The sequence below is a fragment of the Hungatella sp. genome, from assembly GCF_046966825.1.
Genome location: NZ_JBKVCZ010000023.1, coordinates 1 through 15,456 on the forward strand (window position 1 = coordinate 1; position 15,456 = coordinate 15,456).

At 46.0% G+C, this 15,456-nt stretch carries 14 protein-coding genes and 1 tRNA gene; 3 read left to right on the top strand and 12 right to left on the bottom strand.

The window, feature by feature from the left end; translation table 11 throughout:
- Positions 1-184 precede the first annotated feature (184 nt).
- The 4 genes from ACLTD4_RS09550 to ACLTD4_RS09565 all read right to left on the bottom strand — a co-directional run bounded on the left by ACLTD4_RS09550 (position 185) and on the right by ACLTD4_RS09565 (position 2,535).
- Positions 185-272 (bottom strand) — tRNA-Ser (locus tag ACLTD4_RS09550).
- Positions 273-357: 85 nt separating this feature from the next.
- A complete protein-coding gene (locus ACLTD4_RS09555; RefSeq protein ID WP_055657756.1) occupies positions 358-1,071 on the bottom strand; it encodes a lysophospholipid acyltransferase family protein in 714 nt (237 codons plus the stop codon).
- Positions 1,072-1,114: 43 nt separating this feature from the next.
- Entirely contained in the window at positions 1,115-1,666 is a 552-nt protein-coding gene (locus ACLTD4_RS09560) for a Fe-S-containing hydro-lyase (protein ID WP_055657755.1), read from the bottom strand.
- Positions 1,667-1,692: 26 nt separating this feature from the next.
- A complete protein-coding gene (locus tag ACLTD4_RS09565; protein WP_242355317.1) occupies positions 1,693-2,535 on the bottom strand; it encodes a fumarate hydratase in 843 nt (280 codons plus the stop codon).
- A gap of 181 nt (positions 2,536-2,716) precedes the next feature.
- Here ACLTD4_RS09565 and ACLTD4_RS09570 point away from each other — a divergent pair, with 181 nt between their 5' ends.
- Genes ACLTD4_RS09570 through ACLTD4_RS09580 form a run of 3 tightly spaced genes read left to right on the top strand, consistent with a single transcriptional unit; the run spans position 2,717 to position 4,592 of the window.
- Positions 2,717-3,088: a GntR family transcriptional regulator gene (locus tag ACLTD4_RS09570; RefSeq protein WP_002605423.1), complete on the top strand. Its 372-nt coding sequence runs from the start codon at positions 2,717-2,719 to the stop codon at positions 3,086-3,088.
- Complete coding sequence (locus ACLTD4_RS09575; protein ID WP_055657749.1) at positions 3,085-3,783, top strand: ABC transporter ATP-binding protein; 699 nt, start codon at positions 3,085-3,087, stop codon at positions 3,781-3,783. The genes ACLTD4_RS09570 and ACLTD4_RS09575 overlap by 4 nt, the downstream gene beginning before the upstream one ends.
- Positions 3,777-4,592 carry a hypothetical protein gene (locus ACLTD4_RS09580; protein WP_412331268.1) on the top strand — a complete coding sequence of 272 codons (816 nt, stop codon included), beginning with the start codon at positions 3,777-3,779 and terminating at the stop codon, positions 4,590-4,592. Before ACLTD4_RS09575 ends, ACLTD4_RS09580 begins: the two co-directional genes overlap by 7 nt.
- A gap of 162 nt (positions 4,593-4,754) precedes the next feature.
- Here the strand turns inward: ACLTD4_RS09580 and ACLTD4_RS09585 are convergent, their stop codons facing one another.
- From ACLTD4_RS09585 to dnaN, 8 genes are all read right to left on the bottom strand, one after another.
- Positions 4,755-5,171 carry an RrF2 family transcriptional regulator gene (locus ACLTD4_RS09585; RefSeq protein ID WP_002605420.1) on the bottom strand — a complete coding sequence of 139 codons (417 nt, stop codon included), beginning with the start codon at positions 5,169-5,171 and terminating at the stop codon, positions 4,755-4,757.
- Between the two features lie 265 nt (positions 5,172-5,436).
- Positions 5,437-6,573, bottom strand: coding sequence for a sodium ion-translocating decarboxylase subunit beta (locus tag ACLTD4_RS09590; protein ID WP_187024329.1), 1,137 nt, complete (start codon positions 6,571-6,573; stop codon positions 5,437-5,439).
- Positions 6,574-6,607: 34 nt separating this feature from the next.
- Entirely contained in the window at positions 6,608-7,939 is a 1,332-nt protein-coding gene (locus ACLTD4_RS09595; RefSeq protein ID WP_412331269.1) for a hemolysin family protein, read from the bottom strand.
- A gap of 329 nt (positions 7,940-8,268) precedes the next feature.
- On the bottom strand, positions 8,269-10,791 hold the full coding sequence (gene gyrA, locus ACLTD4_RS09600) for a DNA gyrase subunit A (RefSeq protein WP_055657742.1): 2,523 nt from the start codon (positions 10,789-10,791) through the stop codon (positions 8,269-8,271).
- A 36-nt stretch (positions 10,792-10,827) separates the two neighbouring features.
- Positions 10,828-12,738: a DNA topoisomerase (ATP-hydrolyzing) subunit B gene (gene gyrB / locus ACLTD4_RS09605; protein ID WP_055657740.1), complete on the bottom strand. Its 1,911-nt coding sequence runs from the start codon at positions 12,736-12,738 to the stop codon at positions 10,828-10,830.
- 9 nt (positions 12,739-12,747) lie between these two features.
- On the bottom strand, positions 12,748-13,833 hold the full coding sequence (recF, locus tag ACLTD4_RS09610; RefSeq protein ID WP_002605414.1) for a DNA replication/repair protein RecF: 1,086 nt from the start codon (positions 13,831-13,833) through the stop codon (positions 12,748-12,750).
- A gap of 9 nt (positions 13,834-13,842) precedes the next feature.
- Positions 13,843-14,052 (bottom strand): RNA-binding S4 domain-containing protein, encoded by a 210-nt coding sequence (locus ACLTD4_RS09615; protein WP_002605413.1) that lies wholly within the window; start codon positions 14,050-14,052, stop codon positions 13,843-13,845.
- 28 nt (positions 14,053-14,080) lie between these two features.
- Positions 14,081-15,202, bottom strand: a complete 1,122-nt coding sequence (gene dnaN / locus ACLTD4_RS09620; protein ID WP_002605412.1) for a DNA polymerase III subunit beta — start codon at positions 15,200-15,202, stop codon at positions 14,081-14,083.
- Between the last annotated feature and the right edge of the window lie 254 nt (positions 15,203-15,456).

Genomic DNA, 15,456 nt, shown 5'->3' on the forward strand with positions numbered 1-15,456 from the left:
ACAGCAACTCGTTTATATTACCATATCGTCTCTGTTTTGTCAACAACTTTTTTAATTTATTTTTTTGTTTTTTTCACCGTTTTTCGCGGTGGAGTTACATTATAGCACATCGGCTTGTCCGAGTCAACCATAATTTTACTTTTTTCTCCACGAAAGGGCAAAAAAATAATCATTTGGAAAAGAGCGGAGAAAGAGGGATTTGAACCCTCGCGCCGGTTACCCGACCTACACCCTTAGCAGGGGCGCCTCTTCGGCCTCTTGAGTATTTCTCCGTAGTTCATAGTCTCCATATGATTCGTCCTGCAACAAGATTGTTCCCAGACGCATTGACAATTATACTAGAGAATATTTCGATTGTCAACCCATATTTTCATTTATTTCCTGTTGAATTTTGTCGTGTACTATATCTGCTATTTGAATTGTCCTTAACCCAACATATTGTTCCGGCTGCAGCGGTTCCAGGAAGCGTACCTGGACCTTTTGCTTCTTTATAGAATTAACATCGAATGGTTTGAAGCAGTCAATCAGTGCAACCGGCACAATCGGGCACCTGGCATTTACCGCGCTCTTGAAGGTTCCTCCTTTAAAAGAAAGAAGATGATTTCCTTCCCTGCTCCGGGTCCCCTCGGCGAATATCACGTAATTTCTTCCCTGCTTCACATCCTCCGTCATCTTTGTGATGACCTTTAAGGATGCTTTTACGTCCTGTCGGTCTATGGCCATGCCGTGCATGGCCGCGATGACCTGCTTGATCAATATAATATTAGAAGCTTCTTTCTTGACGACAATCCCCAGCGGATTGGGACAACTCTCCATAATGGCCAGAACATCAAACAGGCCCTGGTGATTTGGAAAAAGAATAAAACCGTTTTTTTCTGGCAGATTTTGAATTCCGTGGACTTCTACTTCCACACGGCCTGTGCGGTTTACTGTTTTCACTACATTCCTAATATAATCATATCGCTGCTGTTCTGTGTGGGTGTCCCCTGATCTCCCCAGCTTCCAGATATGATAAAACCATATTGGAGCCCGAAAAAAATTCCGAAGCACCATATATGCAATACGGTTCATGATTTCCTCCTGCGTTTCTCTGTATTGTAATTGGACAGAGAAACTATTCTTCCCTGTATTCTTTTATCGCGGTCTCATATAGATTGTTTCCTTTGCTGTCAATAACGACAATCACAGGGAAATCTTCTATCTCCAGACGGCGGATCGCTTCTGTGCCCAGGTCATCGTAAGCGATCACCTCTGAGGAAAGAATCCGCTTAGACAGAAGCGCTCCGGCCCCTCCTACTGCGGCAAAATAGACGGAACCATTTCTGACAATGGCATCCACCACCTCTTTACTTCTCTTTCCCTTTCCAATCATGCCGCCAAGCCCCATATCGAGAAGCTGCGGCGTATACCGGTCCATGCGGCTGGCTGTCGTAGGACCTGCCGATCCGATGGGTCGTCCTTCTCTTGCAGGGGATGGACCCATGTAATAGATCATGCTGCCGCTGATTTCAAACGGCAGTTCCTGCCCCCGGTCCAGTGTCTCCTGCATCCTCTTATGTGCCGCATCCCTGGCTGTATAGATGGTTCCTGTTAAATATACGTAATCGCCCGCTAAAAGGCCGGCTGCGTCGTCTTTGGTAATTGGTGCTTTCATATAACGGTCCATACTGTGGTAAGCCCTCCTTCTCTTTCTTATATAATCCGGTGCGCATGGCGGTTTACATGGCAACAGATATTGACCGCCACAGGCAGGCCCGCTATATGGGTGGGGTACGTCTCGATGTTTACCGCCAGAGCTGTGACGCTTCCGCCGAGTCCGCCCGGTCCGATTCCAAGGCGGTTGACCTTTTCGAGCAGTTCCTTCTCAAGCTCACCTGCATAGCCCGCCGGAGGCTCCTCCTCCAGGTTTCTGGTCAGGGCATGCTTTGCCATCTCCGCACATTTTTCGAAGGTTCCGCCGATTCCCACCCCGATTACCATAGGGGGACAGGCATTGGGACCTGCATCACGGACTGCCGTAAGTACGGCTTCCTTAATCCCTTCGATTCCATCCGCCGGCTTTAACATAAAGATACGGCTCATGTTTTCACTTCCAAAGCCTTTGGGCGCTACGGTGATATCAATCCGGTCTCCATCCGTGATCTCATAATGGATGACAGCCGGAGTGTTGTCCTTCGTGTTGATACGGTCAATCGGCTCTACCACGGATTTACGAAGATAACCTTCCACATATCCGTCGTGCACACCCTGATTCACCGCTTCGGCCAGGCTGCCTCCTTCTATATGTACGTCCTGTCCTATTTTCAGGAAAATGACAGCCATACCAGTATCCTGGCAGATGGGAATCCTGTCTTCCCCGGCAATTTTTAAATTTTCCTCCAGCTGCTCTAAGATCTGTCTTCCCAGCGGCGACCTCTCCCGTCTTACCGCATCGCAGAATACATTCTTCATATCGTCCGACAGAACATGATTCGCTTCTATACACATTTCTTTAATATTTCTTGTTATCTCTTCGGCCTGAATGGTTCTTATCATACGATTCCTCCATATAGATGATGAAATCCATCACTCTCTTTTACTAACTATAAGGGATTGATCCATTGAAATCAAGTATAATCATGTGTTATTTCTTTTGTAATTACTCTTGACAACGGATGGATCACAGTGTATTATTGTATTAAGTAATTAGTACAGTAATACAAATGGAGGTGAGCGAATGACATGGCATTTTGAAAATGACAGACCAATCTATACTCAGCTTTTGGAGCAGATACGTCTTCGGATTATTTCAGGCATTTATGCGGCGGGCAGCCGCCTGCCATCTGTCAGGGAACTGGCGGCAGACGCTTCTGTCAATCCCAATACGATGCAGAAGGCATTATCGGAGCTGGAACAAAGCGGTATTATCTATTCTCAAAGAACATCGGGACGTTTCGTCACGGAGGACACGGCAATGATTGAACATGTAAAAGAAGAGATTGCAGAAGAAAAGATCAAAGAATTTTTTAAGGTCATGAACAGTCTTGGCCTGAAACCGGGGGATACACTGAAATTAGTAGAAAAAGCGGCAAAGGAGATGAGTCAATGAATTCTATACTACAGTGCAGCCATATTACAAAAAAATTTGGCTCTTTAACAGCTCTCGATGATGTGAATTTCACCATCGAACCAGGCAGAATCGTAGGGCTTCTGGGTCCTAACGGAAGCGGCAAGTCCACATTTATCAAGTTGGCCACAGGCCTGTTAACGCCGACAACCGGAACAATCACCATCTGCGATCTTCCGGTCAGTGTCGAGACGAAACGGAGAGTCTCCTACCTGCCTGATAAGAATTACCTAAATGACGGGCTGAGAATCAACCAGATACTCGACTATTTTCACGATTTTTACGACAATTTTGATTTAAACAAGGCTTACGAGATGTTAAAACGTCTGAACATCGATCCGAAGTGCCGGCTGAAAACGCTATCCAAAGGAACGAAAGAAAAGGTTCAGCTGATTCTGGTCATGAGCCGAAACGCCGATCTTTATCTTCTGGATGAACCCATCGGCGGTGTCGACCCGGCGGCCAGAGACTATATTTTAAATACCATATTATCGAATTACAATGAACAGGGTTCCATTATTATTTCCACCCATTTAATTTCCGATATTGAACCAGTTCTGGATGACATCATCTTTATCAAGGATGGAAAGATTGTTCTGACCAGTTCTGTCGATGCAATCCGGGAAGAAAACGGTAAATCTGTAGATGCTCTGTTCAGGGAGGTGTTCAAATGCTAGGTAAAGTATTCAAACATGAAATGAAATCCACATCCCGATTATTTTTACCGCTGATGATCGGATTCATTGCCATTACGCTTCTGTGCAAATTTACATTTGAAACCAGCTACAGTGCGATTCTGGGAAACAACCGGCTGATGGAAAAGATTACTGTAATCTTTTTCGTCCTGTATTTCATCTATATCATCGCCCTGTTTGTCATGACTTCCGTATTTATTGTCATGCACTTTTATAAAACCATGGTGAGTGATCAGGGATACTTAACTAACACACTTCCTGTGAAGATGAGCACTCTGATCAATGCAAAGCTTTTGTCAGCCGTCCTGTGGGAGATTATCGCCGGTGTACTGTTTATCTTATCCATCTTCATCTTTTTCACCGGACACCTGAACTTCAAACTGACTGATCTCCAGCAGCTGCTCCGTGATTTTGGGACGCTCTATCGGGAGGCATCAAATTACCTGAATATGCCGATTTTCCTGATTGAAGTCACCATTACCTGCATCGCCGGTCTGATTTCCGGACCTCTGATGCTGTATGCGGCGATCGCGCTTGGTCACTTGTTCCGGAAACACAGAGTCCTCTGGGCTATAATTTCTTACTTTGTTATCTATGTGGTAATGCAGATTATCAGCAGCGTGTATTTCTCCATATGCGGTTACTCTTCTCCTCTTATCAGCAATTCGGAGTACGCCGTTCAGACGGTTAAGAATTATATGTTGTTCACCACCATCTTCAGCGTGGCCTGCACAGCGGGATTTTATGCAATAACAGATTATATCTTTACCAGAAAGCTTAATCTGGAGTAATATTTTTCAGGTGAAAGGAACAGATAAAAAACAAGAAACAGATAAAAAACGCGGTAATCCCGATAGGATCAACATCCTTTGATCGGGATTACCACGTTTTTTGTTTTTATATCCGGCGTTCTCAATCCTGGCTCTTCTTTCAAACCATATTTTGAATCCTTGTTATTCCTTCTTAAATATCTTTGCTTCAATCGAAGCGATCGTAATGCTTTCCAGCCGCTTCCGGCATAATTCATCGAGATCCGCATAGATTCCATCCATGATGGCCGCCATACCGGATGCGATCATGCAGTCCATTTCCTTGTCTCCTGATTTCCATGAAGCCGATACAAAATCGACCTCCAGAGCATCGCATACCTGCCTTAAATTCACGCAGGATGAGTCTTTTTCAAAATGGTATCCGCCTTCCAGCCCCTCTTTTGTTGAAATGATCCCGGCCTTTTTTAACTTGGCCATGACCTTTCTCACTCTGGCCGGATTGGTGCATACGTTGGATGCCAGTGCCTCGCTGGATATGGTTTCCTGACGGTGATTCAAATATACCAAGGCGTGGACCGCTATTGCAAATTCACTTGTCATGTGATTCGCCCCCTGTCTGATTCATACTCTTCCCTGAAACTTCAATCTGTAATTATTATTGTTTCAGTTTATATTGTAATACTATCAGTTACAGTTTTTTTTGTCAAGTCCAAACCAAAAGAATTTTCAAACAAATTTATTTTAATATTTTACCCATAATTACAACACAGCCCATAATGATCAGGATGGATACAAAGATTCCGCCCATCCCTTTTCCCATGATTTCCAGAGCTATTAAGAAATTTTCCATCATCGTCTTTCCCTCCTATAAGAACCTTGTCACCAGGCTGATGACAAGACCGCCTGCTATGACTGAGGCGATCTGGCCGGATACATTGGCGCCGACTGCGTGCATCAGGATAATATTCCCCGGCTCCTCTTTCTGGGCCATCTTCTGTACTACTCTGGCAGACATGGGGAACGCGGATATTCCAGCTGCGCCGATCATCGGGTTGATTTTCTCTTTACGGAACAGATTTAATATTTTGGCAAACAGAACGCCGCCTATGGTGTCAAATACAAAGGCAATCAGTCCAATGCCCATGATCATCAGCGTATCGACTCTCACAAATGCATCCGCACGCATGCTGAAGGAGATCGTAATTCCCAGAAGCAGGGTGATTAAATTGGCGAGCCCATTCTGAGCCGTGTCGGAAAGATTGCCGAGAACACCGCATTCCCTCAACAGGTTGCCAAACATTAAGAATCCCACAAGGGCCACCGACATCGGGGCGATCATGCCTACAATGATAGTTACAACAATTGGAAATGCTATCCTCATGGCCTTCGAAACGCCCGCAGGCTTATACTCCATATGGATGGTTCTCTCCTTCTTTGTCGTAACCAGCCTGATGGCAAATGGCTGTACAATCGGCACCAGGGCCATGTAGGAGTAGGCGGCCACCGCTATGGCTCCAATATATTTTGAATGGAGAATCTGGGACACGAGGATGGAGGTCGGTCCATCTGCCGCGCCGATAATTCCGATGGATGCTGCGTCTTTCAAGTCAAATCCCAGCAGTACCGCCGCACAGATCGCGATAAAGATTCCCAGCTGAGCGGCCGCACCGAATAAGAACATCACCGGCTGGGACAGCAGGGGGCCGAAATCGATCATGGCTCCAATTCCGATAAACAGGAGGATGGGAAGCGCCTCAGACGCTTCAATCCCCACATGAAACAGCCATTCTATAATTCCGTTGGTATCGCCGACACCGGCCAGCACCTGATTGATGACCCCAGTATTCGGCAGATTCACCAGAATTGCACCGAATCCCATGGGCAGAAGCAGCGCCGGTTCATACTCTTTTTTAATTGCAAGCCATATCAGGATGATTCCCACCAGATACATGAGTATTTGCTGCCAAGTAACAGACATAATTCCCTCTAATAAGAATTCCATTTCCATCCTCCTGTTTTCTCTATTGTCCTAATTTTTATTGTCCCGTTTCTTTTTCACGGTTCAGTTCTATTTTTACCGTCTTTATCACCTTTTCATTCATCTTAAGGATGGTGTAATGGATGCCATCTTCATACAGCTCTATAGGCATCTGTTTGTCATTCGGTATGTATCCGAGACATTCGATCAGATAGCCTGACAGGGTATCGCAGGAGCTCTCGATCTCCTCGTGAAGGACCTCATTTAAATCGTACAGGAGGATGCTTCCGGCCGCCTGGTACACATGGGGTTCCACCTCCACAAGCTCCGGCTCCACGTCTTCATACTCGTCGTGTAAATCGCCCACAATCTCCTCGATTAAGTCTTCCATGGTCACAATCCCCGACACGCCGCCGTACTCGTCGACGAGCACAGCCATCTTCAGCTTGTTCTTCTGCATCTCCTGAAATAATTTATCCGTCTTCCTGTTTTCAGGAATAAAATACGGTTTCTGCATGATGGCGCGAATATCGATTTCCCTGACGGGCTTCTTATTCGCTTCTATGATAAAATCCTTCATAAACAGGATTCCCACTATATTGTCAATCTCATCCTCATAAACCGGGATTCTGGAGTGTCTGCTGCTTAGTATTTCGTCGATGCTGGACAGCAGAGGCGTACTTAGATCCACGGCAATCATGTCCTGGCGCGGAGTCATGATTTCTCTCGCCTTCTTATCGTCAAATAAAAAAATGGAAGTTATCATATCCTGTTCAATTTCATTGAACACGCCGCTTTCCCGGCCGGTCTGGAGCATGGAACGTATCTCTTCTTCAGAAACCTCCTCTTCCAGATTCTCTGTCTTAAGTCCCAGAAGCCTTAATATTCCGTTGGTGGACGCGGACAACAGGGCGATAAACGGGGCCATGATCTTAGATATGATATAAATCGGCTTAACGGCAAACAGGCTGAAGGCCTCCGCCTTCTGCAGCGCAACCCTTTTCGGCACCAGTTCACCAAACACCAGGTTGAAATAAGACAGGATGATCGTAACCACCACCATCGCTATGCTCTGGCTGTAGGGAATTCCTGACTGCGCCATGCGGTTTCCCAGTATCTGTGAAATACCGGTCGCCGCGGATGCACTGGAAAAAAATCCGGCAAACGTAATTGCTACCTGGATGGTTGACAGAAATCCTGTGGAGTTTTCTGATAGTTTTTGAATCAGGGCCGCCTTTTTATTGCCATTGTCGGCGAGCATCCGGATCCTGTTTTTGTTGACAGATACAACTGCCATTTCTGCCCCTGCGAAAAATGCATTCATCATGGTAAGGGCTATTAATAGTAAAATCTGTGCGGCTATCGCAGCCGCGCCTGGGTCACTGTCCAAGCTTAATTCCTCCTTTATTTGGGTTGGGTATTCCGGCATTTTCCTAAGAAAAAAAGACTTTTATTACAGCATGGATTATTCCACACTGCAATAAAAGTCTTGCCATTTCAATTCCCAGCGGATTATTTGTTTTTCAATCCACGCCCGGTAATTCAACAGAGTGCGACTACATCTTATCTCACTTGTCTTGTTAAAGCGTTCATTAATCGTACTGACGCACAGGAATCCATAAGGTTATGCCGGCTACTCCCCTTTATTGATGGTATTATTATAATATAAAGAGCGAAAAATTTCTATTAAAAAAATGTTAAGTTTTCCGCCGCAGCCTTTTATTCTTCGGTTTCCGGAGCGGTCTCTTCATCTTCCAGGTCCAGATCTTCCATACCTTCGCCCTCTGATTTGCTTCCGTCATCACGGACCTTGGCAATACTTGCCACGCGGATATCGGATTCCTGATCGATATTCATAAGCTTCACACCGGAGGTGTTTCGCCCGATTACGGAGATGTCCTCCACGGTAATTCTGATTACAATTCCCTCATTGGTGATAATCATAATATCGTGATCGTCATGCACCAGCTTCGCTCCCACGATCATACCGGTCTTCTCTGTGATCTTATAGCAGAGTACACCCTTTCCGCCTCTCTTCTGCGGGGTAAATTCGTCGATCGGGGTACGTTTGCCCATACCGTTTTCGGATACGATTAACAGCTTCTCACCCTGCGTATCCATCTGCATGCCTACGACCTCGTCATCATCGTTAAGCTTCATGCCGATTACACCCATGGATACACGTCCCGTTACACGGACATCGGTCTCATTGAAACGGATACACTGTCCCATCTTCGTAATCAGGAAAATATCCTTTGAATTATCGGTTGCCTTTACCTCGATGAGTTCGTCATCCTCGCGGAGTACAATGGCCTGAAGTCCGTTCTTTCTGACATTGGCGTATTCCATCATCGGGGTCTTCTTTACCATACCGTTCTTTGTCGCCATAAATAAGAACTTGTCGTCGTCGTATTCCTTCATCGGGATGATGGCGGTAATGCTCTCTCCCGGAAGCAGCTGAAGCAGATTAATAATCGCCGTGCCTCTGGCCGTCCTGCTTCCCTCCGGAATCGCATACGTCTTAAGCCTGTATACACGTCCTGTATTAGTAAAGAACATGATATAGTGGTGGTTAGTGGTCATAATCAGATCTTCGATATAATCCTGATCGATGGTCTGCATTCCCTTGATTCCCTTACCGCCTCTGTTCTGGCTCCTAAAGTTGTCCACGGACATTCTCTTGATATAGCCCAGCTTAGTCATGGCAACGATGGTGCTCTCATCCGGAATTAAGTCTTCCATGGACATGTCGAATTCATCGAATCCGATGGAGGTTCTTCTGTCATCCCCGTATTTATCGGAGATCAGCATGATCTCTTCCCGGATTACGCCAAGAAGCTTCTTCTCATCTGCAAGAATGGCTCTCAACTCCTCTATCTTCGCTTCCAGTTCCTTAAATTCGTTCTCCAGCTTCTCGCGTTCCAGACCTGTAAGAGCACGGAGACGCATATCCACGATCGCCTGGGACTGAACATCACTTAAGCCAAAGCGCTCCATGAGTTCTGCCTTCGCAATCTGAACGTTCTGCGAATTACGGATAATCCGGATAACTTCATCGATATTATCAAGAGCGATCAGCAAGCCCTGTAAAATATGAGCGCGCTCTTCCGCCTTGTTTAAGTCGTACTGGGTCCTTCTGGTTACAACTTCCTTCTGGTGCTCTAAATACAGCTTGAGCATCTGCATCAGGTTTAAGACACGAGGCTCGTTATTGACAAGCGCCAGCATAATGACGCCGAATGTATCCTGTAACTGGGTATGTTTTAAAAGCTGGTTTAAAATAACATTGGCATTGACATCACGGCGAAGTTCGATGACGATTCTCATACCGGTACGGTCAGACTCATCTCGTAAATCCGTGATTCCATCGATTTTCTTCTCTTTTGCAAGCTCCGCCATCTTTTCAATCAGACGGGCCTTATTAACCATGTAAGGAAGTTCTGTTACGATAATACGGCTCTTTCCGTTGGGAAGTGTCTCGATATCCGTTACGGCGCGGACTCTTATTTTTCCGCGTCCTGTGCGGTAAGCCTCTTCGATCCCCATCTTTCCCAGGATGGTTGCACCTGTGGGGAAATCCGGCCCCTTGATGATCTCAAGAACCTCTTCCATCTCGGTCTCTCTGTTTTCCTCTACCTGATTATCAATAACTTTAACAACAGCGCCGATCACTTCTCTTAAGTTATGAGGCGGGATGTTGGTCGCCATACCTACGGCGATACCCGATGTTCCGTTGACCAGAAGATTCGGGAATCTGGCCGGAAGAACAACCGGTTCCTTCTCGGTCTCATCGAAGTTCGGTGTGAAATCAACGGTATTCTTGCCGATATCGGCCAGCATCTCCATGGAGACCTTGCTCAGACGCGCCTCCGTGTATCGCATGGCCGCCGCTCCGTCACCATCGACAGAACCAAAGTTGCCATGGCCGTCTACCAGAGGATATCTGGTGGACCACTCCTGCGCCATATTTACCAAAGCTCCGTAGATAGAGCTGTCGCCGTGCGGATGGTATTTACCCATGGTATCACCGACGATACGGGCACATTTACGATGGGGTTTATCTGGTCCGTTATTCAGTTCGATCATTGAGAATAAGACTCTTCGCTGAACCGGCTTCAAACCATCCCTTACATCAGGAAGCGCACGGGCAGCGATAACACTCATGGCGTAGTCGATATACGACTTTTCCATGGTCTTTTTCAAATCTACCTCATGAACCTTATCAAAGATATTTGGTTCCATATTTCTTCTCCTTTATAACGCAATATTAATTGTTTTTTAGATATCCAGATTGCCGTACTTGGCGTTGGCCTCGATGAATTCACGTCTCGGCTCTACCTGGTCTCCCATCAGTGTCGTAAATGTCAGATCAATCTCCGATGCAGTCTCCTCGTCGAAGGCAACACGAAGCAGAATCCTGCGCTCAGGATCCATGGTCGTCTCCCAGAGCTGCTCGGCATCCATCTCTCCCAGACCTTTATAACGCTGTATCTTATTATTGGTGTCACGTCCGATTTCCTTCAGGATGTTGTTTAACTCTTCATCGCTGTACGCGTACCATACCTTCTTGTTCTTTTCCACCTTGTATAACGGCGGCTGAGCCAGATAGACATGACCCTGTTTGATTAACTCCGGCATGAAACGGTAAAGGAAGGTCAGAAGAAGCGTACTGATATGCGCTCCATCCACATCGGCATCGGTCATGATAATAATCTTGTTATAGCGAAGCTTCGAGATATCGAAATCCTCATGAATTCCGGTTCCGAACGCTGTAATCATTGCTTTAATTTCCGCATTGGAGTAGATACGGTCCAGTCTGGCCTTCTCCACATTTAAAATCTTGCCTCGAAGAGGAAGGATGGCCTGGGTATCTCTGGAACGGGCTGTCTTTGCGGAACCGCCGGCGGAATCTCCCTCGACGATATAAATCTCACAGTTTTCCGGATTCTTGTCAGAACAGTCTGCCAGCTTGCCCGGAAGAGCCATGCCCTCGAGTGCCGTCTTTCTTCTCGTCAAGTCTCTGGCCTTTCTTGCGGCCGCTCGGGCACGCTGAGCCAGGATGGACTTGTCACAGATCGTCTTGGCCACCGTCGGATTCTGCTCCAGGAAATACGTAAACTGCTCCCTTAAAATACTGTCCACGGCGCCTCTCGCCTCACTGTTGCCCAGCTTCTGCTTCGTCTGGCCTTCAAACTGAGGTTCCTCGATCTTCACGCTGATGATGGCGGTTAAGCCCTCCCGGATGTCCTCACCGGAAAGATTGGACTCGCTCTCCTTCAGCAGCTTGTTGTTTCTCGCATAGTCGTTCAGTGTATTGGTAAGGGCATTTTTAAATCCTGATAGATGGGTTCCGCCCTCAGGTGTATTGATGTTGTTCACAAAGCTGTAGATATTCTCCGTATAGGAGTCGTTGTGCTGCATGGATATCTCCACGTACACACCGTCCTTGGATCCCTCACAGTAAAATACCTGATCGTAAAGCGCAGACTTGCCACGGTTTAAATAAGTGACAAACTCCTTGATACCGCCTTCGTAATGGAATACATGCTCGTGCTTCTCTTCCCGGTTGTCTCTCAATATAATCTTTAAGTTCTTTGTTAAGAACGCGGTCTCCCTCAGACGAATCTTCAGAGTATCATAATCAAACACGGTTTCCTCGAAAATGGTTTCATCCGGAAGGAAGGTAACCTTCGTACCATGTTCATCCGGTCCTGCCTCTCTGATGACCTTGAGGGGGTACATGGTTTTTCCCTTTTCATAACGCTGCTTATACGTCTTTCCATCCTGAGTGATCTCGACTTCCAGCCATTTGGACAGCGCGTTAACAACGGATGCGCCAACGCCGTGAAGGCCGCCGGACACCTTGTATCCCCCGCCGCCGAATTTACCGCCCGCGTGGAGGATGGTAAATGCTACCTCTACCGCTGGTATTCCGGCCTTTTTCTGGATGCCCACCGGGATACCCCGGCCGTCATCGACAACCGTAATGGAATTGTCTTCATTAATGGTTACATAAATTGTATCACAGTAGCCGGCCAGAGCCTCATCCACCGCATTATCGACAATCTCATATACAAGGTGATGGAGTCCCCTTACGGAAGTACTGCCAATGTACATACCAGGTCTCTTTCTGACCGCCTCAAGCCCCTCTAATATCTGGATTTGATCTGCACCATATTCTTCGCTCATATTTTCCTCCTAATTCTCACTGTAAACTTCACCACTCACAACCTTGAAGATCTTATCGATCCGGAACCGATTATTGACAAAATCCTCCAGTCCCGTGCAGGTGATCATGGTCTGTATATGATTAATTCCCGATAACAAGTGATTCTGTCTGCTGCCATCCAGCTCAGATAACACATCATCCAGCAAAAGGATTGGATAATCATTTACTATTTTTTTGACGAGTTCAATTTCTGCAAGCTTTAAAGATAACGCAGCCGTCCTCTGCTGTCCCTGGGAACCAAACCGCCTGATATCGATATCATTGATGATAAAGCTTAAATCATCTCTATGGGGTCCAGTCAGCGTCGTCCTCTGCTTTAAATCCGAAGGCCTGCTTTTTCTTAATGTATCTTCAAACATATCGACTGTGACATTTGGCTCATAGCTGATATGTAAAGATTCTTTTTCTCCTGACAGCTGCCGGTGGATGCCGCCGATCAAATCGTTTAACTGGCCTACAAAGGCCTCCCGGCACCGGATTACCTCCCGGCCGTACTGGACCAGCTGCATATCCCAGATATCCAGAGTCTCCTCATAGTCCGGCCGGAACATAATGTCCTTCAACAGCTTGTTTCTCTGAGTCACAATCTTATTGTACTGAACCAGTGAATGAACATACAGTTTGTTTAGTTGACATAACTCCAAGTCAATGAACCGCCTTCTTTCGGCGGGGCCGTTTTTTATGAGATTTAAGTCTTCCGGAGAAAAAAATACAACATTGACAATCCCAAACAGCTCACTGGCCTTCTTGATCGGAACGCCGTTGACCGCTACGCCTTTTGCTCTGTTTTTCTTTAAATGCATATCGATCCTGTATGGGACATCTCTTTTTCTGACGTTTAATTTGATATGCGACTCATCCCTGTCAAACTGTATAATTTCCTTATCTTTGCTTCCCCTGTGGGATTTTGTCGTAGCACAGACATAGATTGCTTCTAAGATATTGGTTTTCCCCTGGGCATTATCTCCATAAAGGATGTTGGTCCCATGACTGAAATCCATATGTAGTTTATCGTAATTTCTGTAATTTTTAAGCTCTATTGACTCGATAATCATGGACTTCTCTTATTCCTCGATTTTAATCGTCTTTCCGTCGTACTCGACGATGTCTCCGGCTCTCAGTTTTTTGCCGCGCTGAAGCTCAGTCCTGCCGTTTACTTTGACTAAGGCTTCCTCTATTACGTATTTTGCATCCACGCCGGAGCCGACCAGACCCGCTGCTTTCAGGGCCTGGCCAAGCTTGATGTATTCATCTCTTAACTTGATTATTTCCATTATTTCTCCTTTTTTTCACTCCGTCATCCTAAACGGATGCGGCGTTGAAGTTGACCGGAAGAATTAAATAGATATATTTTCCTTCTTCATCCCTGATAAAGCATGGGGATTTCGGATTCAGCATATAAAGAGTTACTTCTTCGTCATCAATAATTCTGAGCGCATCAATCAGGAACTTTGGATTAAAGCCGATCATGATATCGCTGCCTGTCTTATGGGCCGTCACTTCGGCGTTCATGGATCCGAAGCTGGAATTCATCTTAAGCTGCAGCTCCTGATCCACCACATTGATGATTAACGGCTTCTTATCGTTCTCACGGATCAGGATGGTCGCTCTCTCGATAGAGTCTAAGAGTTCCCGCTTATTGACCGTGATCTTGGTCTCGTAATCGCTGGACAGCATCTGGTCGATCCGGAAATACTCGCCCTCGATCAGTCGGGATACCACGATGGTATCGTCAAATTCGAATAAAATATGGTTGCTGCTGAAGAATATCAGCACTTCTTTTTCGTTGTCGCCGCCCAGAATCTTGCTGACCTCACTGAGAGTCTTGCCAGGAACGATGACTTTTATATCATGGTACGTATCTTTTAATTCCACGTTCCGGATGGAAATACGGTGGCCATCCAGAGAAACGACCTTTAACTGGCTTCCCGATACCTGGAATAATTCACCGGTCATCATCTTATTGCTGTCGTTGGGAGCAATGGAGAAAATGGTCTGACGGATGACTTCCTTCAATGTGAACTGGGAAAGGCAGATGTAATTATCTCTTTCTATATAGGGAAGGTATGCGAATTCTTCACCGTCACGTCCCTGAATATGGAATACGGATTTTTCGCAGGAAATCGTGGTGGTGAATTTCTCATCGCTTTCAATGGTAACGACAGAGTCACCTGCGGATGAAAGCTTTCTAACGATTTCGGATAACAGCTTGGCATCCAGAGCGATCTTTCCGCGTTCATGGATGGTTCCTTCTACTTTAGTTTCAATACCGAGTTCCATATCGTTGGCTGTCAGTTTGATCTCTGAACCGCTGGCATCGATGAAGATGCATTCTAAGATCGACATGGTTGTCTTGGATGGAACTGCTTTTAAAACGATGTTGATGCCGTTTAAAATGGCATCCTGTTGAAATGTCAGCTTCATAATTGTTGATAACTCCTTTTCAGTAAATTCACGAATTTTATAGATAGATATATAGATAAATTCCGTCGTATTAGTAGTAGGGGCTGTGGGTTTGTGTAAAAGCCTTAAAACCTTCGAGGGGGACAGGCTTTTCCCTGTGAATAAGAGTGTGAATAACGTCCACAATACTTCAGGAAAACTCTCAGGTTATCCACATGAGCCTGAGAAAGGAAAAGAACCCCCTGGTTATCCACAGGTAATCAACATCCAATTCA

Excerpts from the sequence above, each read along its gene's own strand:
- ACLTD4_RS09555 (WP_055657756.1), bottom strand. The coding sequence starts at position 1,071 with ATGAACCGTATTGCATATATGGTGCTTCGGAATTTTTTTCGGGCTCCA.
- ACLTD4_RS09585 (WP_002605420.1), bottom strand. The coding sequence starts at position 5,171 with ATGACAAGTGAATTTGCAATAGCGGTCCACGCCTTGGTATATTTGAAT.
- gyrA (WP_055657742.1), bottom strand. The coding sequence starts at position 10,791 with ATGGAACCAAATATCTTTGATAAGGTTCATGAGGTAGATTTGAAAAAG.
- ACLTD4_RS09590 (WP_187024329.1), bottom strand. The coding sequence starts at position 6,573 with ATGGAATTCTTATTAGAGGGAATTATGTCTGTTACTTGGCAGCAAATA.
- ACLTD4_RS09565 (WP_242355317.1), bottom strand. The coding sequence starts at position 2,535 with ATGATAAGAACCATTCAGGCCGAAGAGATAACAAGAAATATTAAAGAA.
- gyrB (WP_055657740.1), bottom strand. The coding sequence starts at position 12,738 with ATGAGCGAAGAATATGGTGCAGATCAAATCCAGATATTAGAGGGGCTT.
- ACLTD4_RS09615 (WP_002605413.1), bottom strand. The coding sequence starts at position 14,052 with ATGGAAATAATCAAGTTAAGAGATGAATACATCAAGCTTGGCCAGGCC.
- ACLTD4_RS09570 (WP_002605423.1), top strand. The coding sequence starts at position 2,717 with ATGACATGGCATTTTGAAAATGACAGACCAATCTATACTCAGCTTTTG.
- dnaN (WP_002605412.1), bottom strand. The coding sequence starts at position 15,202 with ATGAAGCTGACATTTCAACAGGATGCCATTTTAAACGGCATCAACATC.
- ACLTD4_RS09575 (WP_055657749.1), top strand. The coding sequence starts at position 3,085 with ATGAATTCTATACTACAGTGCAGCCATATTACAAAAAAATTTGGCTCT.
- ACLTD4_RS09580 (WP_412331268.1), top strand. The coding sequence starts at position 3,777 with ATGCTAGGTAAAGTATTCAAACATGAAATGAAATCCACATCCCGATTA.
- ACLTD4_RS09560 (WP_055657755.1), bottom strand. The coding sequence starts at position 1,666 with ATGGACCGTTATATGAAAGCACCAATTACCAAAGACGACGCAGCCGGC.
- recF (WP_002605414.1), bottom strand. The coding sequence starts at position 13,833 with ATGATTATCGAGTCAATAGAGCTTAAAAATTACAGAAATTACGATAAA.